At 54.2% G+C, this 19,752-nt stretch carries 19 protein-coding genes; 2 read left to right on the top strand and 17 right to left on the bottom strand.

Annotated features, from left to right (window positions below):
• Window positions 1-46: 46 nt before the first annotated feature.
• The 11 genes from B2U47_RS16175 to B2U47_RS16225 form a co-directional block, all read right to left on the bottom strand.
• The gene (locus B2U47_RS16175) at window positions 47-1,201 is read right to left on the bottom strand and encodes a Fic family protein (RefSeq protein ID WP_296680937.1); all 1,155 of its coding nucleotides are present in this window, start codon (window positions 1,199-1,201) and stop codon (window positions 47-49) included.
• A gap of 83 nt (window positions 1,202-1,284) precedes the next feature.
• Window positions 1,285-1,500, bottom strand: a complete 216-nt coding sequence (locus B2U47_RS16180; protein ID WP_296680934.1) for a hypothetical protein — start codon at window positions 1,498-1,500, stop codon at window positions 1,285-1,287.
• Window positions 1,501-1,615: 115 nt separating this feature from the next.
• Window positions 1,616-2,599, bottom strand: a complete 984-nt coding sequence (locus B2U47_RS16185; RefSeq protein ID WP_296680931.1) for a HupU protein — start codon at window positions 2,597-2,599, stop codon at window positions 1,616-1,618.
• A complete protein-coding gene (locus tag B2U47_RS16190; protein ID WP_296680928.1) occupies window positions 2,596-3,990 on the bottom strand; it encodes a PAS domain-containing sensor histidine kinase in 1,395 nt (464 codons plus the stop codon). The genes B2U47_RS16185 and B2U47_RS16190 overlap by 4 nt, the downstream gene beginning before the upstream one ends.
• Window positions 3,965-5,425, bottom strand: coding sequence for a sigma-54-dependent transcriptional regulator (locus tag B2U47_RS16195; RefSeq protein ID WP_296680925.1), 1,461 nt, complete (start codon window positions 5,423-5,425; stop codon window positions 3,965-3,967). Before B2U47_RS16195 ends, B2U47_RS16190 begins: the two co-directional genes overlap by 26 nt.
• Window positions 5,426-5,428: 3 nt before the next feature.
• Window positions 5,429-6,364: a hydrogenase nickel incorporation protein HypB gene (gene hypB / locus B2U47_RS16200; RefSeq protein ID WP_296680921.1), complete on the bottom strand. Its 936-nt coding sequence runs from the start codon at window positions 6,362-6,364 to the stop codon at window positions 5,429-5,431.
• Window positions 6,364-6,696, bottom strand: a complete 333-nt coding sequence (gene hypA, locus B2U47_RS16205; protein WP_296680949.1) for a hydrogenase maturation nickel metallochaperone HypA — start codon at window positions 6,694-6,696, stop codon at window positions 6,364-6,366. The genes hypB and hypA overlap by 1 nt, the downstream gene beginning before the upstream one ends.
• A gap of 1 nt (window position 6,697) precedes the next feature.
• Complete coding sequence (locus B2U47_RS16210) at window positions 6,698-7,834, bottom strand: nickel-dependent hydrogenase large subunit (RefSeq protein WP_296680919.1); 1,137 nt, start codon at window positions 7,832-7,834, stop codon at window positions 6,698-6,700.
• A gap of 75 nt (window positions 7,835-7,909) precedes the next feature.
• On the bottom strand, window positions 7,910-8,512 hold the full coding sequence (locus B2U47_RS16215) for an HAD family hydrolase (RefSeq protein WP_296680916.1): 603 nt from the start codon (window positions 8,510-8,512) through the stop codon (window positions 7,910-7,912).
• Between the two features lie 30 nt (window positions 8,513-8,542).
• Window positions 8,543-9,595 (bottom strand): Sfum_1244 family protein, encoded by a 1,053-nt coding sequence (locus B2U47_RS16220; protein ID WP_296680913.1) that lies wholly within the window; start codon window positions 9,593-9,595, stop codon window positions 8,543-8,545.
• A 62-nt stretch (window positions 9,596-9,657) separates the two neighbouring features.
• On the bottom strand, window positions 9,658-10,779 hold the full coding sequence (locus B2U47_RS16225) for an OmpA family protein (RefSeq protein WP_296680909.1): 1,122 nt from the start codon (window positions 10,777-10,779) through the stop codon (window positions 9,658-9,660).
• Between the two features lie 126 nt (window positions 10,780-10,905).
• Here B2U47_RS16225 and B2U47_RS16230 point away from each other — a divergent pair, with 126 nt between their 5' ends.
• The gene (locus tag B2U47_RS16230; RefSeq protein WP_296680905.1) at window positions 10,906-12,264 is read left to right on the top strand and encodes a DUF3131 domain-containing protein; all 1,359 of its coding nucleotides are present in this window, start codon (window positions 10,906-10,908) and stop codon (window positions 12,262-12,264) included.
• A gap of 33 nt (window positions 12,265-12,297) precedes the next feature.
• Here the strand turns inward: B2U47_RS16230 and B2U47_RS16235 are convergent, their stop codons facing one another.
• The 6 genes from B2U47_RS16235 to B2U47_RS16260 are packed head-to-tail and all read right to left on the bottom strand — an operon-like array spanning window position 12,298 to window position 18,379.
• Window positions 12,298-14,043, bottom strand: a complete 1,746-nt coding sequence (locus B2U47_RS16235; protein ID WP_296680901.1) for a hypothetical protein — start codon at window positions 14,041-14,043, stop codon at window positions 12,298-12,300.
• Between the two features lie 37 nt (window positions 14,044-14,080).
• Window positions 14,081-15,565, bottom strand: a complete 1,485-nt coding sequence (locus tag B2U47_RS16240) for a DUF3131 domain-containing protein (RefSeq protein WP_296680899.1) — start codon at window positions 15,563-15,565, stop codon at window positions 14,081-14,083.
• Window positions 15,549-16,070, bottom strand: coding sequence for a hypothetical protein (locus B2U47_RS16245; protein WP_296680896.1), 522 nt, complete (start codon window positions 16,068-16,070; stop codon window positions 15,549-15,551). Before B2U47_RS16245 ends, B2U47_RS16240 begins: the two co-directional genes overlap by 17 nt.
• A gap of 12 nt (window positions 16,071-16,082) precedes the next feature.
• A complete protein-coding gene (locus B2U47_RS16250) occupies window positions 16,083-17,426 on the bottom strand; it encodes an ATP-binding protein (protein WP_296680893.1) in 1,344 nt (447 codons plus the stop codon).
• Window positions 17,427-17,428: 2 nt separating this feature from the next.
• Entirely contained in the window at window positions 17,429-17,980 is a 552-nt protein-coding gene (locus tag B2U47_RS16255; RefSeq protein WP_296680888.1) for a heme NO-binding domain-containing protein, read from the bottom strand.
• Between the two features lie 42 nt (window positions 17,981-18,022).
• Window positions 18,023-18,379, bottom strand: a complete 357-nt coding sequence (locus tag B2U47_RS16260; protein WP_296680885.1) for an Hpt domain-containing protein — start codon at window positions 18,377-18,379, stop codon at window positions 18,023-18,025.
• A 107-nt stretch (window positions 18,380-18,486) separates the two neighbouring features.
• Here B2U47_RS16260 and B2U47_RS16265 point away from each other — a divergent pair, with 107 nt between their 5' ends.
• Complete coding sequence (locus B2U47_RS16265; RefSeq protein WP_296680883.1) at window positions 18,487-19,689, top strand: PP2C family protein-serine/threonine phosphatase; 1,203 nt, start codon at window positions 18,487-18,489, stop codon at window positions 19,687-19,689.
• Window positions 19,690-19,752 lie beyond the last annotated feature (63 nt).

A 19,752-nucleotide genomic window follows, 5' to 3' on the forward strand; every position in this document is an offset into this window, starting at 1 on the left:
CCACGGGAAATCCCAAAGAGCCGTCATGATTGCTGCTGATTTTGCATTAATAGACTTCTGCCCAATGTTTCCATTTTTCCCATTGCGACGGGCGCAATCCGTAGCGGGCAAGCACGCCTTCGTGTATTTGACGCAATTCTTCGATTAATAGAGATTGCAATTCTATACGTTCATGATCGTCTGGCAAATTCGCAATAAAAGTATGGATCATATCCAGAGGGTGCTGCTCAGGATTTAACACGATGTCACGCACGACTTTTTTAATCTCATCTCTATAGCGTAATCGTAACGGATCAGGCTCAGTCAGGTTACTCTTTAATGCGATGTATTCTTGTGTGGAACGCTCATATGCCTGCATGAAAATATCGCGCAATAATTCAATGCGAGTTAATTCATAAACACCGAGAATTGCTTGACTATAAGCCGTTTCAGGGACACCTAAAAAAGTCAGTGGGCATAAGTTATTTAAGAGTAGCGGAATATTTGCCGCCATGCGGGAAGTGCGTTTATTTACATCTGCAAATGGCTGCAAATAGGGCAAATGCACCATGATAAAAAATGATTGCTCAAAAGGATCTTTTATTTTATTTGTCTTTTCTAATATTTCGTCGAATAGGGTACTGATTTGCTGCGGAACATCCAAGGGTCTGTAAACGCCATGGCTAATCTCAACAATGTGTTGGCGCAACCGCCCTTCATCAGTACGGTTAGAAAGCAGATTTTCTGATAAAGCACTATGTAGATTCATCAGGGTATAGCGATTGAATCCTGCGGAATCAATATTATCCATTAGTAATTCAATGGCGGCCTTATGATTCAGAATCATTTGGGTTTCTATCAAGGCTTTACCGCTTGCAATCGTGCCATTTTCGATCAGAGCACGAGTATCAAGACGTGAATAAGTATTACCTTCTAACTGACTGGATGCCCATGACAAATCAATTAACAAACGATTAAGAATCGCACGACCATAAGTGCCAGCAGGACGCATACCTTGCCCAGTATTGCCCATTTTATGCAGTTGTCTGCGAAGCGTTTCCGATAAATAAGCCGATTGGTTAGGGACGTAACTTTCCAGAAAATCACGTTGATAACCAACTGGTCGACGGGCAGACAGAGGTTTATTTATATACTCAAGAATGTCACGGCTATCGGCAGACAGCGGGATATGCCTCGGAAAATCAATAGCGCAATCGTTCATAGTGACTCGTCTATATCGTGCTGCAAAACGGTGGCACAATCACTTGCACCACCGTCCAGTTCAATCCGTTATGCGCGGATGGCTTACTTGTTGACCATCGCTTCGCATTCAGCGATCAGCTCGTCCAGCACCTTGACTGCTGTCTTGGCTTCGGCCTTGATTTCTTTCAGGAAATCCAGCTCGCTTTTGCTGACATCGCCATCTTTCAGCACCAGTTCACGCAGCAGGTCGACTTCCTTGATGCTGATGTGACCGTCGCCGAGTACGAAGCCTTTAGCCACTTTACGCCATTCTGCCATGTTCTCTTCTCCTTTTTTCCTTTAATTTCATTGAGTTTAGTAAGCGAACAAGGTGATTGCACACCTATTTCCGCGCAAAGATTATGCGCTAACGTGCCGTTGCTTACAAATAAGCCTATTTCTTTTTCCCCGGCTGCACCACAATATGATCCGCCTGCGCATTCTCCCGCACCCGTTTCGGTGTTGCTGCTTTCGACAAGGATGCCAGCGCCACAAACCACGCTTTCGGCATGTCGGTCGGCAAGCCAATCGGGATTCCGGCAATATTCGGCGTATGCAGGAACGGATGCCCCGGCTCCTCAAATTCCGGCGCGGTGCAATTGATGCAGGCGTAACCAGCGCGGGTGCAGGAGCCTTGCCCGTTCCACAGCCGCAGATTGCAATCGGCGTGTGCCTGCGTGCCAAGGCAGCCCATGTGTTCCATCATGCAGCCGAGGTCGGAAGGCTTTTCCGCGCTGGCCTTGTATTCGTAATACTCGTTGCGCGAACAGCCGTGATGTGCCAGATGGTCGCTGTAAAAGCGTGGGCGGGCGAAGCTGTCGAGTTCGTCAGGCTGCATTCCCTGCAACGCCAGCAGCAGCAAGGTTTCGGTAATCCAGCCCGGATGGGTGGGGCAACCGGCGACATTGATCACTGGCAAACCGGAACGGGCGCGGTAATCCTTGCCCAGTGCGCCACCCGGCAAATGCCCGTCGTATTGCAAGCCGCAAGCATCGGTGGGGTTGCAGCCACCCGCCGTGATGCCGCCAAACGCCGCACAGGAACCAATCGCCAGCGTGTATTGCGCCTTTTCCGCCAGCCGTTGTACCCAGTGCAGCATGGCAGTATTGGTGCCTGCCAGTTGGTGGAATGCACCCGTACCGTTGGGGCCGCGCAGGATGGAGCCTTCCACACACAGCACATCCAGCGGCTGCGAGCCAGCCGCAAGCTGTTCCAGCAGGGTAATCACTGCTGCACCACTGGCTTCGCTCAGTGAGGGATGCCACAGCAGTTCAATCCCGGCATTGCTGAGCGTATCCAGCAAGCCGGGATTTTCCGCGCACAGCAAGGACATGGTGCAACCACCACAACCGCCGGATTGCAGCCACAATACCTTCATCGGTGATCCTCTCTTGCTCCCCTCGCCCCTTGAGGGACGACGCCAGAGGCGGCTGGGTGCGGGGCTGGGGGTGAGGGGTTCAGCGGCAACCTGACCGTAAACTCCGCTCCGCCATTCGGATGATTCCGCACCAGCAACTTGCCACCATGCTCGGCAATAATCCCGTAGCTGATCGACAAGCCCAGCCCCGTGCCTTGCCCAATCGGTTTGGTGGTGAAAAACGGGTCGAATACCCGCACCAGATTTTCTGACGCAATCCCCGTGCCTTCATCGTGGATACTCAGCACCGCCTCGTTGCCTTCCAGCCTGCCGATAATGTAAAGCCGTGGCTTGGCGCACGCCCGCATCGCATCCAGCGCATTTTGTACCAGATTAATGATGACTTGCTGGATTTGCCCCGGAATGCCTTCCAGCCACAATTCATCCGGCAGGTCGTAGACAATGATGACTTCCATGCGGCTGCCTTTCACCACCCAGCGCACCGAGGTTTCCAGTACGTGCAACAGGTCGAAACGCACCGTCTTGTCAGTTTGGCTGGAGGAAAAGCTGCGCAAATCGCGCACAATGTCGCTGACCCGTTCCGCGCCTTCCACCGTGCCGCTGACCAGCGAATCCATGTCCTTGAGGATGTGGTCGATGCGTAATTGCTGGCGCAGGGCATGCAGTTCGGCGGCAGGTTTGCCGCTGTGCAGGTTGTCCAGATACTCACGGATGCGGCTGGCGTAACGCTGCATCGCGTGCATGTTGGCGTAGACGAAACTGATCGGGTTGTTGAGTTCGTGCGCAACGCCCGCCACCAGCCGCCCTAGTGCCGCCATTTTTTCCGAGCTGACCAGTTGCTGCTGGGCGTGCTGCAATTCTTCGTGTGCCTGATGCAATGCACCGAACGCCTTGCGCAATTCCCCCACCGGGCGACCGATCAGCACCATGCCTTCGATGCGCCCACGGGCATCGGTGCGTGAAGTGCAGTTCATCGCCAGTGGCACGGGTTCGTGTACGCCTTGCAGGGTGATTTCGCAGTCGTGGATGGCAGTAGCGCGGATTTTTTGCTGGAAACTGTTCACCAGCGGCAGGCATTCCTGGGTAAACAGGGACTGGAACGGCTGGTTGAGCAGTTCGGCGGAAGTCTTGCCGACAATGCGTTCCAGTGCGGTATTCACCCGCTGGATACGCCCCTGAAAATCGCACACGATCAGCACGTCGGTCATGGCGGCTTCGATGCTGGTGATGAATTGCTGGGCTTCTTCGAGGGCGGCGTTCTTGCTCTCCAGTTCCACCTGATAATGCAACAGGTCGGCGTAAGTCTCGTCCATTTTGTGGATGACTTCGATCCATGCCTGCTCCTGCGTGGCAGTCAAGCTGAAATCAGTCGTCGGTTCCTGCGATCCCATACCGCTCCAGTTTGTTGCGCAAGCCTACCCGCGACAGCCCCAGTTCCTCCGCTGCACGGCTTTTGTTGCCGTGATGCCGGTCGAGGGCTGCGCGGACGATGTGGATTTCCAGTGCCTCCACCCGTTCTTTGAGCGTGCCGGGGATGTTGAATAGCGGGTGCACACTGCTGCTGGTTTCTGTCAGTGCCGTCGTGTTGCCGAACTGGATATGCGGGCTGAGGGCTGCCATATCCAGCGTCGTATCCGTAGCCATCACCAGCATCCGCTGCACTTCGTTGTGTAATTCGCGCACATTGCCGGGCCAGCCGTAACCTTGCAGTGCGTGCAGGGCTTGCGGGGTGAAGCCGCGTGCCGGTTTGCCCATCTGCTGGCTGCTACGCTGCAACAGAAAGTTGGCGAGCGGGGCAATATCCATGCGCCGTTCCCGCAGCGGTGGCAGGTGGATGGTCACGCCTGCCAGCCGGTAATACAAATCTTCACGGAACCGCCCCATCCGTACTTCTTCCAGCAAATCGCGGTTGGTGGCAGCAATTACCCGCACATTGGCGTAACGCCGCTGGCTGCTGCCGACCGGGCGGAAACTGCCGTCCTGCAATACCCGCAACAGCTTGATCTGGAAAGCCGGGCTGGTTTCACCAATTTCATCCAGAAAAATCGTGCCCAGATGTGCCTGCTCGAACAGGCCGATATGGTCAGCCACCGCGCCAGTAAATGCGCCGCGCTTGTGACCGAACAACTCGCTTTCCAACAAGGCATCCGGCAATGCGCCGCAGTTTTCCACCACGAACGGCTTGTCAGCCCGCTGGCTATTGTAATGCAGGGCGCGGGCAAACAGTTCCTTGCCGGTTCCTGATTCGCCGCTGATCAGCACCGATACGTCATAGGGGGCGACTTTTTCCACCAGTTGCAGGGCGCTGTTCAAGCCGCTGTCGGCAGCGCGGACGATATTGTCGAGGTGGAAACTGTGTTGCAAGCGGCGACGGTGTTGCTGGGTACGTTCCAGCAGGTGCTGTTCGCTGAGTTTGAGTTCCAGCGACAGGGCGGCATTTTCGCGCTGTAACTGGTAGAGGCGGGCGGCATTACGCACCGTCAACAGCAGGTTGTCGGGATGCCAGGGTTTGGAAATGTACTGGTAAATGCCCGCTGCGTTCACCCCTTCGATAATGTCTTCCGGGTCGGTATAGCCGGAAATGATCATGCGCACGATGTCGGGGTATTGCGCCCGCACACGGGTGAGGAATTCCACCCCAGTCATTTCCGGCATCCGCTGGTCGGCGAGGATCACCTGAATATGTTGCTCTTCCAGCAATTCCAGTGCCTGCTGGGCGCGGAAAGCGGTGTGTACCTCGAATTCTTCGCCCAAAATCCGCGCCATGCTTTCGACGGAACGGATTTCGTCGTCCAGCAGCAACACGGCAGGGCGCGGGGTTTCCATCGGCTAGCCGGAAAGGGTGTTGCGCAGGGCTTGCATTTTGGCTATCAACGCCTGCATCTGTTGCTCGACGATGCCTGTGCGCTGCTGTTGCAGCCAGTCGAGCCAGCCATCCATACCTTCACCACTGGTGGCGGAAACGTGCAGAATTTGAATGTTGGGGTTGACCCGACGGGCGTATTCCTCGCATTTCGCCACATCGAACTTGAGATACGGTAACAGGTCGATCTTGTTGAGGATCATCACGTCAGCAGCGTGGAACATGTCGGGGTATTTGATCGGCTTGTCTTCACCCTCGGTGACGGAAAGGATGGCGACCTTGTGCGCTTCACCCAGATCGAAGGCGGCAGGGCAGACCAGATTGCCGACGTTTTCGATGAACAGGATACCGCCGTCATCAACAGGCAGGGATTCAAGCGCGTGCCCGACCATGTGCGCATCCAGATGGCAGCCCTTGCCGGTGTTGATTTGCAGCGCAGGAACACCGGTTGCACGGATGCGGTCGGCGTCGTTGCTGGTTTGCTGGTCACCTTCCACCACTGCTAGGGGCAGTTTGCCTTTGAGGCGAGCCAAGGTTTCGGTCAGCAGGGTGGTTTTGCCAGAGCCGGGGCTGGAAACGAGGTTGAGCGCAAGGATGGCGTGCTGGGCGAAATGCTGGCGGTTGCGGTCGGCGTACTGGTTGTTTTTGCCGAGGATGTCCTGCTCGATTTGCACCATGCGTGACTGGCTCATGCCGGGGGCGTGGGCGCGGGCAGCACCTTGCCCGTAATCGTGGGTATGCCCGTCGTGGTGGTGATGGTGATCATGCGCATGAGCATGGTCATGCGGGTGGTCGTGATCATGAGAGTGGTGGTGTTTCCCCCGAATCGCTGCATGGGTGTGGGGTTTTACCTGACCTTCGATTTTGAGTTCGCCTTCAGCGCAGCCGCATACTGTACACATCACTCTACCTCCAGTTCCTTAATACGCATTTCTTCACCGCGCGTGACCTGTAACTGATAGCTGCCGCAGTGGGGGCAAGCATCGTAGCGCTGTTTTACCGTGACGGTTTGCGTGCAATTCAGACACCACGCTTCGGCGGGGACTTCGATAATTTCCAGCTTAGCACCATCCGCCAGCGTGTGGCGAATCACCACATCAAAGCAAAAGCGCATGGCTTCCACCTCCACCCCAGACATGGCGCCGATTTCCAGCCAGACCGTTTTTACCTTGCTGAAATGCTGGCGTTTGGCTTCGTCTTCCAGCACTTGCAACACGCCTTCACACAGGGACATTTCATGCACGGGTCATCTCCAGTTGGTAAGCCACGCACGGGTCGAGGGCGGTGATCAGGGCTTGAGCCTTGGCGCGTAACTCGGTTTCGTTGCCAGCAGTCAGGCCGTGCAACATGTGGTACAGCGAACCTTGTGGGTGGAAATTCCATTCAGTAGGAGCAACGATCTGGTATTGCTGGATCAGGCCAGATTGCTGGGTGGCACGGTGGACGAGAAGACCTCGTGCGGTCTGGATGAGAGAAATCCCTTCGGGAAGTCCACTCTTCCCCTCCCCTGATAAGGGGAGGTTGGGAGGGGTTTCTTTCCCCAGTTCCCACCAGCATTCCAACATATCCAGCACCCGCGCCATCAGGCGTGTCAGCAAACCGCTGCCGTAATACTCGCGCCAGATCTGCAAGGCCGGGTTGTCCCACTGCCGGGTAAGAGCGGAAGTTTCGCAGGCTTGTCCGTTTACCTCCGGCTCGGCACAGAAATGGGCAGCGTCGGGAGATGCCAGTGTTGCCAGCCACCAGCCGGTGTCCAAATCGGGCAAGGGATGTAATTCGGTATTGCCCAGATCCTGCCAGCCATTGGCACAGATTCTGGTCATCAGGTTGCCAATCTTGCCGCGAATGGAAAGTTTCTTGACATCATGACGGATGCAGTAATCCAGCCATCGCTGGGTCGGCAAACCCAGCAGACGGGTTTCAAACCAGTGCTGGATGTCATCCATCACTGCCTGATTGGGGCTTTGCAACAGTTCCCGCCTGAATTTGAACAGGGTTTGCAGTTCACTGGCAGCCGGTGGTTCGCAAGCCAGCGTACCATGCCATTCCCGTGACAGCCCCAGCAGATGCTCAAACAAGGTCTCAATCCTGACCTGCCGGTCATACTGTTGCTCGGCGGCAGCATCAGGTACTTGCCCCAAAGCCTGTACACAAGCGCGGGTAGACGCAACCGTTTGTGCCGTACCACATAAACTAAACAACATGCCAACCAGCTTGGGCACGCCAGTGACCGGCTTGTCGGCAAAAAAGGGCGCAGCAAGACGCAGGCGGCTGGAATGAATGTCAACCGTATGCACGTGGCACAAACCGCCCTCACTGCGATAATGCAGCGCTACATGTAACTGGCCTGTCAAACTTTCCACTGGTGGCATGGGAATGGATACTTGGTTGTCACTTTAATTCACAATCTCTATTAGAGCAAATACCGTGCCATCCGCATAGCACTATCAGAGAAAATGCAATATTTCAGCCAAGGAATGGATGGTGTAGTCAGGTGTATACCGGTGTACATCCGGCTCGCGGGCATAATGGATGGTAGTCATGCCGAACTGTTTGGCAACCGCCAGATTTTCACGCCGGTCATCAATGAAAGCGATAGCAAAACCCTCCACCCCACTGGCATTGATCAGCACCTCGAAAATGGCGGGTTCCGGCTTCTGGCATTGCACTGCCCCACTGATGATGCGCGGCTCAAACGTCTCGCTGAAACGGAAACGGCTTTCTAGCATATCGCCCCATTCCGCCCCCAGATTGGAGAGGATGCCAAGACGGTAGTGCCCCCGCAAAGCCTGTATGACTTGCGGCAGTTCATCATCCAACTCGAATACATCAAGGAAGCGGTTGCGGATGGCGGAATCGACTGTCAGGTTGATCCCCAGCCAGAAAGCCGCTTCGGAAATCTGCCCGCCAGTATAGGCATCGTAGAAGGGTTTGACTTCAGCCTTGGTTGTTCCGGCTGGCAACAGCGGCAACAGACCGTGGGTGACAAGATGCCCGTCAGTAATGACGACACCGAACAGGTCAAAGGCAATCAGTTGCAGTTTGGACATGGGCTGTGTTTAAACCTTTATTGCAATCTATCAGGATACATCCGTGGGCAGGATCAGGGCTTCAATATCCTTGATGGCAGCAACACCTTGTGCCGCAAACAGTGCCACTGCTGTCTTGCCGACGTGTGCCCAGTGTTCCCGCCCCCATGCTGCGTAAGCGGCAATCTGCCCGGTATCGCCGCTTTCATGCCAGTGCCGGTAGGCTTCCAGCAATTGTGGAACCAGCTTTTTGCGCATCGCGGACAAATTGCCGAAATAGAAATGGATAGAAGCGACATTACCCCGTGCCAGCAGTTCCGGCAGGGTATGCAGACAATCCGCCAGCAGGTCACGCACTGCACGCAACATAATGTCAGCATGGGAAGGTGGCAAGGCAAACAGCATGGACTGCCATTGCACATCATCCAGCACCTGCCCGGCTTTCACTTCGCCAATTTCGTGCGCCACGACCGTTTGGGTTTCAGCCGCTGCCAGTTCATCCAGCGCCGCTTCCATATCAGTATCGAAGTCGTAACAAGCCAGCGCCCGCCCCATTGGATTATCCAGCCCACTCCAGCGCCATTCGTCAACCTTTTCCCACACCATGCGGCGCAAAGATTCGCGGCGAATAAAAACCTGTTTGCCCTGATTCATGGCGGGTGGGGCTTCCACATCCCGCGCTAGTTCGCGCCCGGCAACCAGAATGGTATAGCCGTCCTGCTCGATCACTTGTTCCAGTTCCGCCAGAAAAAACAGCGGGCGGCAACGACGACCATAGCCCGCGCTGTAGACCAAACCTGCGCCATTCAACGCAGCGTTGATAGCTTCATTGGCAAACGGCTCGTATTCACCGCAGCCATTGATGGGTAACGGGGCGTAATCTTGCTCGTCCAGCGCATCCCACACCGCTTCACGTTGGGTGAGCCATTCGCCTACGTCATCGCTGGTTACAACTTCGCTGAGAAGGATGCCTTTTTCCCAACGGTAAAATTCGCGCATTTTCAGCAGGTACACGCATAAGGTGTAATCTCCCGCGTGGCGGGCGTCGACAATGTGGCAGTTGCGCTGCACTGCCGTGATCAGGTCACTGTGTTGTTCGTGCATAACCCACCGCTCGTGAATTCAAATAATAACTGCCTATCAACCACAGCCAATGGCGGCATGGGTCAGTACGCGGCAGCCTTGCCCTTCACTGGCGTCACCATCACCCGCCGGTTCGCCGCCCATGCCGCTGCATCATTGCCCTCCACCAGCGGTTTGCGCTCACCGTAAAAACGCAGCTCGAACTGTTCTTCATCCACCCCGTGATCCACCAAATAATTGCGGATAGCAACCGCCCGACGAGCCGACAGCACTTCGTTGTATTCGTCGTCAGCGCGTTGGTCGGAATGGGTTTCGATCCGGTAACGGTATTGCGGACAGGCTTTCATGTTGTCAGCCACTTTGCTGAGGATACCCATTTTGCCACGGCTGAGGGTTGCTGATCCACCGGGGAACAACTCGGCATACAGCAATACTGCCGTGTCACAGGCAAGGGCTGCCGTATCGCTGGTGCTACGAATTTCCACAGGTTTGGCGGCAACGGGTGCTGCAACAGGCTGATCCGGCAACTTGTCAGCCATTTTTTCCGGGGCGGATGCTGCGGCATTGGCGGCAGACTTGCCCTGTTTGGCTTGCCATGCCTTGTAATCCTGATCGGCTTTTTGCTTGGCAGCAATGAAATTGTCCACCGTTTTCAGCACCACCTCATTCAGCCATTTGCCGACGTCGCTGCAATCGGTGGTGTTATGCCCTTCACCCCATGTGCCCAGCTTGTGGTTGAGTAAGGGATTGCGCAAGGTGCTTGCGCCCTGGGTGAAGGATGTCCAGATACCAGCGGTGCAGCATTGGGCGTTGTATTCAATGCGTGGTTCGCCCGGTTTGAACGGCCCCAAATGTTTGGGGTAACTGGGGAACATGCTCATTTCCGGCTGACCAGGGGTTTTCTCCAGCTCTTCCTTGCTAAGCAGGCGCATCCCGGCTTTTTCCAGCCGTTTGACTACCGCGTCTTTCAGGTCGGCTTGCAACTTGAGATTTTTGGGTTTGGCACTGCTGATTACATCATCGAGATTGATGTAAATACCGGTCAAACCCTGCAATGACAGGTTGCTGGGCTGGTAATCCTCCTTGCCCACCTGCACTGGTGTATCAGGGCAAGCAGGGTAACGTTCAGGTTTGGCTTCATTAGCACAGACGCTGCTGATGGATAGCATGGCAAACAGCACAGCCAGTGAATATTTCGGGAACATGGCGTGTCACCCCATTATTGTTATGATGCCTTGATGGTACAGGTGCGTTTGTCCGCCTGCAATTGACACCCGACGATTGTGGGGGTAAGAATCAGCACTTCCCCAAGAGCCGGAATAACAATAATCATGCAGCGTTTTACCCCGACCTTGCCCGTGATCCTGTGTTGCAGTATATGGCTAAATGTCGCCCATGCTACCGAATCAGCCAAAGCCGCACCCCAACATTGCCCTGCCCGCATTGGGCAACTGGATGAACGCGACCGGGCAATGGCAAAACTGGCATGGCAGTATTTCGAGAACAACCGGCAACCGGAAACCGGGCTGGTGAATGCAGCGGATAATTATCCTTCCACCACGCTGTGGGATGTTGGCTCAACGCTGGCAGCCTTTATCACCGCTGAAAAACTGGGGCTGATTGAGCGCGAGCGTTTCGATAAAGACATCGGGCAGATGCTTTACACCCTGCGCAACCTCGATCTGTTCAATGGCGAAGCCCCCAACAAGGTATACAACACCAAAACCGCGCAAAAAGTGGATTACCGCAACAAGCCATCACAGACCGGTATCGGTGTTTCCACCTTGGATTTGGGGCGGCTGGTGTCTTGGCTGAATATCCTTGCCTGCCTGCACCCGCAACACGCTGACAAAGCTCGCAAAGTGCTGGAAAGCTGGAATTTTTGCCGCTTGCTGGAACACGGGCAAATGTACGGCTTAGCCTACCAGGACGCAGATGGCACGGTGGAAGTCCAGCAGGAAGGCCGTCTCGGTTACGAGCAATACGCCGCCAAAGCCTTTCGCCAGTTGGGTTTCGACCTGAGTTTGTCGGCGCGTTACCACAATCAGTATGCCACTGATGCCACCGTTTCCGGGGTGAAATTACTGGTGGATTCACGCGATGCCTCGACATTGGGGGCACATAATTACGTGGTATCCGAGTCTTACGCGATGGATGCACTGGAACACGGCCTAGATAGCGAAAACAAGCCGCTGCTGGAAACCATTTATCAGGTACAACAACGCCGTTGGGAACAAACAGGCACTGTCACGGCAGTTTCCGAAGACAATATCGACCGCAAACCCTACTTTGTTTACAACACTATTTTCAGCGATGACATTCCCTGGGCAGCGATTACCGACAAGGGCGCAGACATGTCGGCGTTACGCACGGTTTCGGTGAAGGCAGCGGTTTCGATGGCGTATTTATTCCCAGAGCGTGAATACAGCAAAGTGTTGCTGGCAACAGTGCAAGCTGCCAAAAACCCCAAAGGTGGCTGGTATTCAGGCATTTACGAAGATTCCGCATTGGGTGTGAACAAGGCAACCACGGCGAATACCAACGGGGTTATCCTGTCGGTGTTGCTGCATAAACTGTACGGTTCGCTGAACCAGCAATGTCAGCAGTGTGGCAAAGGGGTGACGCTGACACCGGAATTTCTGGCGTTTAATCAGAATAAGAAGCAGTGTTTGGCGGCGGGGAAGTTTTAATGAAGCGGGTCAATTGTTACATGAAAATTCAGGTTAAAACTGCCAGCCCCGACTGACTGTCACCGAACCATCCTTGAGATTGTCGCCGGGGAACGCATTCGTGCCGTAATTGCTGTATTCGACTTTCCACTTACCCAGCTTTTTGGGGTTGCTGTAGCCGACTACGTAATTCCAGTTGGGATTGCCGCCTTCCAGCGGCACACTGGCAGTGGTGCGGGCATACCAGTGTGGGGTCGGGTTCCATTGCAGTGTCCCACTCAGGCTGGGCTTGCCCTTGACCGGCACACTCAGGTTGGCGGAAGCTGCCAGCTTGCGCTTTTCCAGTGCGGTGGATTTGACCTTGTGCCCGATATTGACCACTGCCTTGTCCAGCCCCAAGCCGTCACCAGGTTTGAGCGGCCCCCAGTTGTTGATCTGGGCTGACCAGCCACCCGGCTTATGGTCGGCATACCCCGCACTCCAGGCATAACCTGGCTCACCATCCTTGAACGAGGCATTGCCGCTGATAAACCAGTCGGGTTTGGGCGACCAGCTAGCACTAACAGAAACGGTGTTGCTACCATCCTTGAGTGACACACTATCGGCAAAACTGCCTGCCAAGCGCAGTTTGGGCTTACCCTGCCTACTATCCACCATGCCAGTGGTACTGTGTGACTGGAGACCATCGTCCAATGGCGCTTCCACGTACACAGGAATGTCACCTGTCGCAGAAACCGCAACCACAGCGGGCAACTCCTCTGCTGCTGTTGGCGGCAGACCGGCTTGCGCCCTGACCGCTTTTTTCGGAGCTGCTGCCGCTTGCTGTCGCGGCACATCCCCCACATTGCCTCTTGCGCCTTGCTCACCTTGTGCGGGCAAGGCTGGTTCTGAAGGGGAAACAATCACGATCGGTACAACCGGACGTTCACCAGCAGGCACAGCCGCAACAGGTTCTGCTGTTACCGCAGGTACACTAGCGGTAGCACGTGGTGCTGCATGTCGGGGGCGTGCAGGCGGACGTGACGTGTCAACCCGCCTGACGGGAGGAGATGACGTGGTTTGTGTGACCTGTGCTGGTGCTGCTGCTTGTTGTGCGGCAACAGGCGGGCTTGTTGCCGGTTTTGCCGGAACTGCTGCAACGCTTTTGTTTTGTTCAACCGGACACAGCGGTTGCCATGCAAACGGGTACGGGGTCGATGGTTCTGCCGGTGCTGGCACAGAGCTAACTTGCTCCCTGCGCTGGTTGGCATCCGGGGTAGCTTCTTCCCGTGCCAGCAGGCCGGTTTCAGGGTGCGGAAAACACTGTTTGCGGTAAATCCGGTGCAGGAACAAGTGATACGCGCTGGGGGCGATGCGGATTTCATCCAGCAACAACGGCACAAAACGCTCAGGTGGATCAGGGGTAAAAAAGCCCCATTGCCGGAAACCTGCCCATTTCAAAGGTGCGTCACCCGCAGGTGTTTTGTTCAAGCCGGAGGATTGCAACCACAGGTCATAAAACTTCTGCTCTTCCAGCACCGCACAATAATCCCATTGCAACGCCACCTGTTCGGAGGTGGTACGCAAATCAGGAAAGCGGCTCGCGGTTTGTTGCAGGGTGTGCAGTGCAATGTCGAGTGTCCCGGCGTGCAGACTGGCTTGCCCCGGCTGTTTGCCCAGCCATTCATCCGGCCACTGCTGACCGGGTGCTGCGATATTGAAGAGCCGCTCAAGCTGACCCGCCGCCACCTGACTGTCAGCCGCACAAGCAAGTTTTTCCAGTGTTTGCAGCAAGGGAGGCTGTGCCAGCGTGACCGGCATCCATAAACAGCCCCCTGTTACCAATAGCAACAGGCTTTTATTTGATCTCGCAAGTATCACAGGTGTTGGCTTTGGCAACGTCCAGCGTCAAGCCACGCTTACAACGTTTGCATACCGGATAAAACTCACCATACTTTTTGTACAGCAGCAAGCTCATGATGATGCCATTGGTATTGGCGGTAATCGCTTTGTTGTAACCACCACCGTTTTCATAAATGCCAGAATACCAGCCCCGTTCTGGGTCATACGCCGTGCCGACAGTGTATGCCAGTTCCTTGCTGTAAGGGTCTTCCGGGAACAAAATCGCTAGGGACAATGCCGCTTTCACCGAAACGGTTCTGAGATTGTCGTAACGTACACCCTTATCCGTGGTAGCGTTCCACGGCAACCCGGCAGTGAAAATAGTGTTGTAGAGGAAGAAAGGTTTTTGATCGAGGTTGTCTTCCGACACCGCAGTGACAATGCCGGTTTCCTGCCAACGCCGTTTTTGCACCTCATAGATGTTTGCCAACAGTGGCTGGTTTTCAGCATCAATACCGTTTTCCACCGCATCCATCGCATACGATTCTGTCACCACGTAATTGTACGCCCCCAAATCACGCGGGTCGCGGCTGTCATAGGCAATCGGTACATCATAAATGTTGGTGACAGCACGGAATTTATTGTTGTAGGTTGCCGAAATCTGCTGGTCATAACCCAGTTCTCGGAAAATCTTGCCTGCGTACTGTTCGTAACCCAACCGCCCTTCCTGCGCCAACACAATGGCTTTTTCCTTGGAAGCCGGGTCACGGTACAAACCAAACATTTGCCCGTCTTTGATCAGGCGGGTCATGTCCCAACGCTCAATCACCTTTTTCGCCGGATAAGCGTATTTCGGGTGCATACAGCCCAGCGTATTCAGCCAGGAAATGATACGGGCAAGGTCAAGGGCAGAAATACCGATACCTTCCGGGGCTGGCTGGTTGCGGTAGTCGACCATTGCCCCGGTGGAGGCATGGTAAACCTTGTTGGGAGCCTCCTTGTTGAACAGTTCCATGTTGGTGAAAGTCTTGAACATGGCCTGGATGCGCTCATCAAAGGTTTTCTCGTCAATCAAGCCAAGATCGTGCGCGGCAATAGTTGCAGCGAGTGCCGAGCCAGTATCCCACATGGTGGTGGAAGGGTATTTATCCGCTGCGTTATACAAACCTGTAGTCGGGTTATAGTTGTTTTCAAAGTATTTCCAAGCAATTTTTGCCATTTCCAGATCTTTGCTGCACAAGGCTTGGGGTTCGCCCAGACAACGTTGATCCGGCCCTTTCGACAGTTCACAAAAGGTGTCGGAACGGGAACTGCCAGCACGCTGACTCACCAAATCCAGCAAACTGCCGCGATTATCGGCGCTGTTGGCGGGTGTTGGCGGTGTACCACCGTTGAGGGCGAAAATGATGCCTATTGCCAGCAACAAACCAGCCAGCCATGCGCCACCAATCTGCAAGGGATACCGCTGCCACCAGCGGTCATGATTATTTTTCTGCGTCATTATTTAACTCCCCCAAAACGGCATCGAGTTCTTTGCGTACTGCATCCACATTGGTGCTGGTATCACCGCTTTTCCATGCGCCCGTCAGCTTGTCGATTGGCCCCATTAGCCCTTGCAACCTGGCTTTGTGAGCGGTGAAAGTTTCACCTGTCTCCCAAATGGTTTTTTTAGTGCTGACGAGTTTCTCTGCCGCTTCTGTCCCTTTGCCCTCGGCCCGCAAGCGTTCTGCCTGATTGACTATTGACAGGGTTTTATACAAGCTCAGGCGTTTTTGCAGGGCGGTGAGTTTCTGGTTAGCGGCATCATCGGCTTCCTTGCCGAGTTTGGTGGTGACAGTGTTGATGGCATCCAGCTTTTCTGCCAGTGGTTCGAGCGTAGTAGCCAATGTTGTTGTTGTGGCTTGCTGCCCGTGTTGCAAGCTGGCGTGCAGTTGCTGGTTCTGGATGATCAGGTAAACCACCAAAACCAGCAGCGTGCTGAGTAACAGGTGTTGCAAGCTATTCATCGGTATTCCCCTTTACACCGTGGCGGGACACCAGTCCAGCAAGGTACTTGCCAATGTGTCCATCTGGATGGGTTTGGTCAGGCAGGCATTCATGCCCGCTGCCAAGTATTCTTGTTCGTCGCCCTTCATGGCATTGGCGGTCAGCGCGATGATCGGCGTGGCTGCCAAATGCGGGAACTCGGCACGGATGCGGCGCGTGGCTTCCACCCCGCTTATGCCAGGCATCTGGATGTCCATCAAAATCAGCGCAAACGTCGCCTGACGCAGACAGTCAAGTGCCTGAAAACCGTCTTCTGCCAACGTAACGTGGTAGCCGAGTTTTGCCAGCATTCCTCTCGCTACCATCTGGTTGACCTTGTGGTCTTCCACCACCAGAATGCGCACGGGTTCATCACCATCATTGGTAGCTCTGGGCACGCGCAGCGCATCAGATGACGGCACGCTGGCGACAGGCGACTGGTAATGCAAGTCGATTACCGGAATTTCAAACCAAAAGGTGCTGCCTTCCCCAAGAGTGCTGTTCACCCCGATCGCACCGCCCATCAACGTGATCAGTTTGCGGCTGATCGCCAATCCCAGCCCGGTTCCGCCGTGGTTGTGCTGGTCATAACGGCTGATCTGGCTGAAGGCATGGAATAGTTTGTCCTGCTTTTCTGGCGAAATACCCGCACCGGTATCCTGCACTTCAAAACGCAGCACATCCCCATCCACCGGTTTTACCCGCACAATGATTTTGCCCTGTTGGGTAAACTTGATGGCATTGCCGATCAGGTTGAGCAACACCTGTCGCAAACGCAGCGAATCACCGTGTAACTGTTTCGGCAAACCCTCTGCCACGTGCGTTTCCAGTGCCAACTGCTTTTGCTCTGCAATGGTACGCATGGTGGCAATCACGTTGGGCAGGATGTCGCACAAGCGGAAGGGTTCATCCAGTAGCTCCAGCTTGCCTGCTTCCAGTCGTGAAATATCGAGGATGTCGTTGATAATGACGAGTAAGGACTGTGCCGATTGCAGGATAGTGTCCACCTGATGCGCCTGTTCCGGCTGCAAGGTCGTGTGCTGCAACAGCGTGGTCATGCCAATGATGCCATTCATCGGTGTGCGGATTTCATGGCTCATGGCAGCAAGGAAAGCACTTTTGGCACGATTGGCGGTCAAGGCTTGGTCACGTGCTTCCACTAATTCACGGGTGCGTTCTTCCATGCGCTGTTCGAGTGAATCCGCCAGAGCGCGTAATTCCTGATTGGTCTGGTACAGTGCTAGGCTTTTGTGTTCCAGCAACTGTTCAGCCTGTTTACGGGCGCGACGCTCCCTATCCAGACGCTTTTCCAGCCGAACCAGCATTTCCGCAGTCATGTTCAGGCTGCCATGCGGGTAATATGGAATGCGACCTGTGTCCCCTGGCCTGCCGACTGGTCAATGATTTCCACCTGGGCTTTTTCATTGAAATGGCTGAGGCAGCCTTCGATCAAGCCTTCCGCCAGTGATGCAAACGGATGCCTGGAACGATAGACCATCACGAGTTTGCGGTCATCGGCACTGCGAGTGGTGTCAAACGTGGGTAATTCGGCATCTGGATACAGCTTGCGTACTTCGATATGCACATAATTTTCAATGGAGTCCAGAAAATCAAAGGCATTACGGGTATTTTGGAAAAAGCTGGGGTACAGCTCAACAAACCGCCCGAACAGGTGTTGCCCAAAAATTTTCACCAAGGCCGGAACTGGCAGGCGGGTTTCTTTGGACAGACTTTGCACCAATGCCAGCATTTCAGAATGCGGGTAAGTGCCAACGGCAGTGTATGCCCCACCGGAAGGTAGGTCAGAATCATCAATGATGTCATCAACCATGGCAGGCGAGAACTTACTCTCGACCATTTCCAGAAATTCGGTAAAAACCAGACCTTTCATGATACCCCCTGTAAAGATTGGGAAACCGTTATTGTTTGTTTTTCAGGCCGACACCTGACGGCTCTCCAGCCAGACCAGCACTTGTGCATATTCCGCCGCCAGTTGGCGCAAATGTTCACTGGCACGCGGCTGGTCGTGATCATCCTTGAACTCTTCTAGCAAACGCGCAAACTCAGCCATGTTGAAAGCACCAATCAGTTTGCTGCTGGATTTGAGCTTGTGGCAAATCGCCCCGACCTGGGCAGTATCAGCCTGCTGCACACAAACAGGTAACTCAGTCAGTGCCGCAGTAACATCTTTATGGAAAAAATCAAGTAACTCAGCGAATTCATCTGCCATGAGTTCCTGAAGCATGGTGAAGGTTTCTTCGTCAACAACCTGAGAGGCATTTGTGCTCATAATCCATTACCTGCGTTTATCTTATATTTGTATATTTTGGTATTTGATTGATGCTAGCATACATCAATAAAGCGTGTTATCCCAAACATAAAAAAGACGAACAGCGCATGAATATTCTAGTGGTTGACGATGCCAGAGACATGCAACTGATCCTGCGCCGTATCCTGGGTTTGATGGGTCATCAGGTTACATTGGCAGACAATGGACAAGTCGCATGGGAGCTGATCCAGCAACATCATTTTCAGCTTGTCATCAGTGACTGGGTGATGCCGGTGATGGATGGCCCCAGCCTTTGCCGCACCATCCGCACAGCAGAGCTGCCCCATTACGTCTATATCATTTTGCTCACTGGCATGTCAGGCAAACAAAACCTGATTCACGGCATGGAAGCAGGTGCAGATGACTTTGCCACCAAACCGATTGTGCGTGAAGAACTGGAAGTCCGCTTGCGGGCAGCCCAACGGGTACTGAATCTGGAGTACACGCTGGAAGAAAAAAACCGCCGCCTGGAAAACATCAACCGTTCGCTTTCAGAAGCTCAGACCCTGATCCGCAACGACCTGCAAAGGGCTGCGGTGCTGCAAACTGGGGTGTTGCCCACCCAGAAAATGTTTGGCAGGCTGTGTGTTGACTGGTTTTTCATGCCAGCCCAGTTCATTGGCGGCGATACCTTCAACTACTTTCAGATCAGTGACGATCTACTGTTTTTCTACTCGATAGATGTTTCCGGGCATGGTATTTCTTCCGCACTGCTTTCCATGTGCCTGCAAACACTATTGAGTTCGAGTGGCGAGTTATACTGTCTGGACGAACTGAATCGCGACAATGCCCCGCAGTTCCCATCCCGGTTGGCTTCCCGCTTGAATGAACACCTCAACCATGCCCTGGATACCGGCGACCATTACCTGACCTTGATCATGGGGGTAGTTGATACACGGGAGGAGTGCCTGTATTTCGTGCAAGCGGGGCATCCGCAACCGTTTCTGTATGACCCGCAAACCCGCCAACTGGAACAACTGCGCTGTACCGGCTTTCCGATTGGCCTGTTGCCAGACATTGAGTACGAAACCATCAGTATGCCCTTCCCGCCCGGTAGCCGTTTCATCCTGTATTCGGACGGGGTGCTGGAATTGCAGAAACCTTGCGGTGAACCACTCACGGAACAGGATTTGCAGGCAAACCTGCAAGCGCTGATGCACCTGCCTGCACGGCATATGGTGGTTGATCTATCCAAACGTCTTGGTCTGAACAAGGGAGGAGAAGACAAACCCGATGATATTTCCTTGATGACCATCGACTTTTGTGGCTAGCCAAACATCTATGTCATAGATATAATTTATCTTCAAATAATTAATATAAATTCATCAACAAAG

The organism is Thiothrix sp. UBA5583 (genome assembly GCA_002425225.1).
Lineage (GTDB): Bacteria > Pseudomonadota > Gammaproteobacteria > Thiotrichales > Thiotrichaceae > Thiothrix > Thiothrix moscowensis.

Bases quoted from the DNA above. Each gene is read 5' to 3' on its own strand.
- B2U47_RS16175 (WP_296680937.1), bottom strand. From the start codon at position 1,201: ATGAACGATTGCGCTATTGATTTTCCGAGGCATATCCCGCTGTCTGCC.
- B2U47_RS16180 (WP_296680934.1), bottom strand. From the start codon at position 1,500: ATGGCAGAATGGCGTAAAGTGGCTAAAGGCTTCGTACTCGGCGACGGT.
- B2U47_RS16185 (WP_296680931.1), bottom strand. From the start codon at position 2,599: ATGAAGGTATTGTGGCTGCAATCCGGCGGTTGTGGTGGTTGCACCATG.
- B2U47_RS16190 (WP_296680928.1), bottom strand. From the start codon at position 3,990: ATGGGATCGCAGGAACCGACGACTGATTTCAGCTTGACTGCCACGCAG.
- B2U47_RS16195 (WP_296680925.1), bottom strand. From the start codon at position 5,425: ATGGAAACCCCGCGCCCTGCCGTGTTGCTGCTGGACGACGAAATCCGT.
- hypB (WP_296680921.1), bottom strand. From the start codon at position 6,364: ATGTGTACAGTATGCGGCTGCGCTGAAGGCGAACTCAAAATCGAAGGT.
- hypA (WP_296680949.1), bottom strand. From the start codon at position 6,696: ATGTCCCTGTGTGAAGGCGTGTTGCAAGTGCTGGAAGACGAAGCCAAA.
- B2U47_RS16210 (WP_296680919.1), bottom strand. From the start codon at position 7,834: ATGCCACCAGTGGAAAGTTTGACAGGCCAGTTACATGTAGCGCTGCAT.
- B2U47_RS16215 (WP_296680916.1), bottom strand. From the start codon at position 8,512: ATGTCCAAACTGCAACTGATTGCCTTTGACCTGTTCGGTGTCGTCATT.
- B2U47_RS16220 (WP_296680913.1), bottom strand. From the start codon at position 9,595: ATGCACGAACAACACAGTGACCTGATCACGGCAGTGCAGCGCAACTGC.
- B2U47_RS16225 (WP_296680909.1), bottom strand. From the start codon at position 10,779: ATGTTCCCGAAATATTCACTGGCTGTGCTGTTTGCCATGCTATCCATC.
- B2U47_RS16230 (WP_296680905.1), top strand. From the start codon at position 10,906: ATGCAGCGTTTTACCCCGACCTTGCCCGTGATCCTGTGTTGCAGTATA.
- B2U47_RS16235 (WP_296680901.1), bottom strand. From the start codon at position 14,043: ATGCCGGTCACGCTGGCACAGCCTCCCTTGCTGCAAACACTGGAAAAA.
- B2U47_RS16240 (WP_296680899.1), bottom strand. From the start codon at position 15,565: ATGACGCAGAAAAATAATCATGACCGCTGGTGGCAGCGGTATCCCTTG.
- B2U47_RS16245 (WP_296680896.1), bottom strand. From the start codon at position 16,070: ATGAATAGCTTGCAACACCTGTTACTCAGCACGCTGCTGGTTTTGGTG.
- B2U47_RS16250 (WP_296680893.1), bottom strand. From the start codon at position 17,426: ATGACTGCGGAAATGCTGGTTCGGCTGGAAAAGCGTCTGGATAGGGAG.
- B2U47_RS16255 (WP_296680888.1), bottom strand. From the start codon at position 17,980: ATGAAAGGTCTGGTTTTTACCGAATTTCTGGAAATGGTCGAGAGTAAG.
- B2U47_RS16260 (WP_296680885.1), bottom strand. From the start codon at position 18,379: ATGAGCACAAATGCCTCTCAGGTTGTTGACGAAGAAACCTTCACCATG.
- B2U47_RS16265 (WP_296680883.1), top strand. From the start codon at position 18,487: ATGAATATTCTAGTGGTTGACGATGCCAGAGACATGCAACTGATCCTG.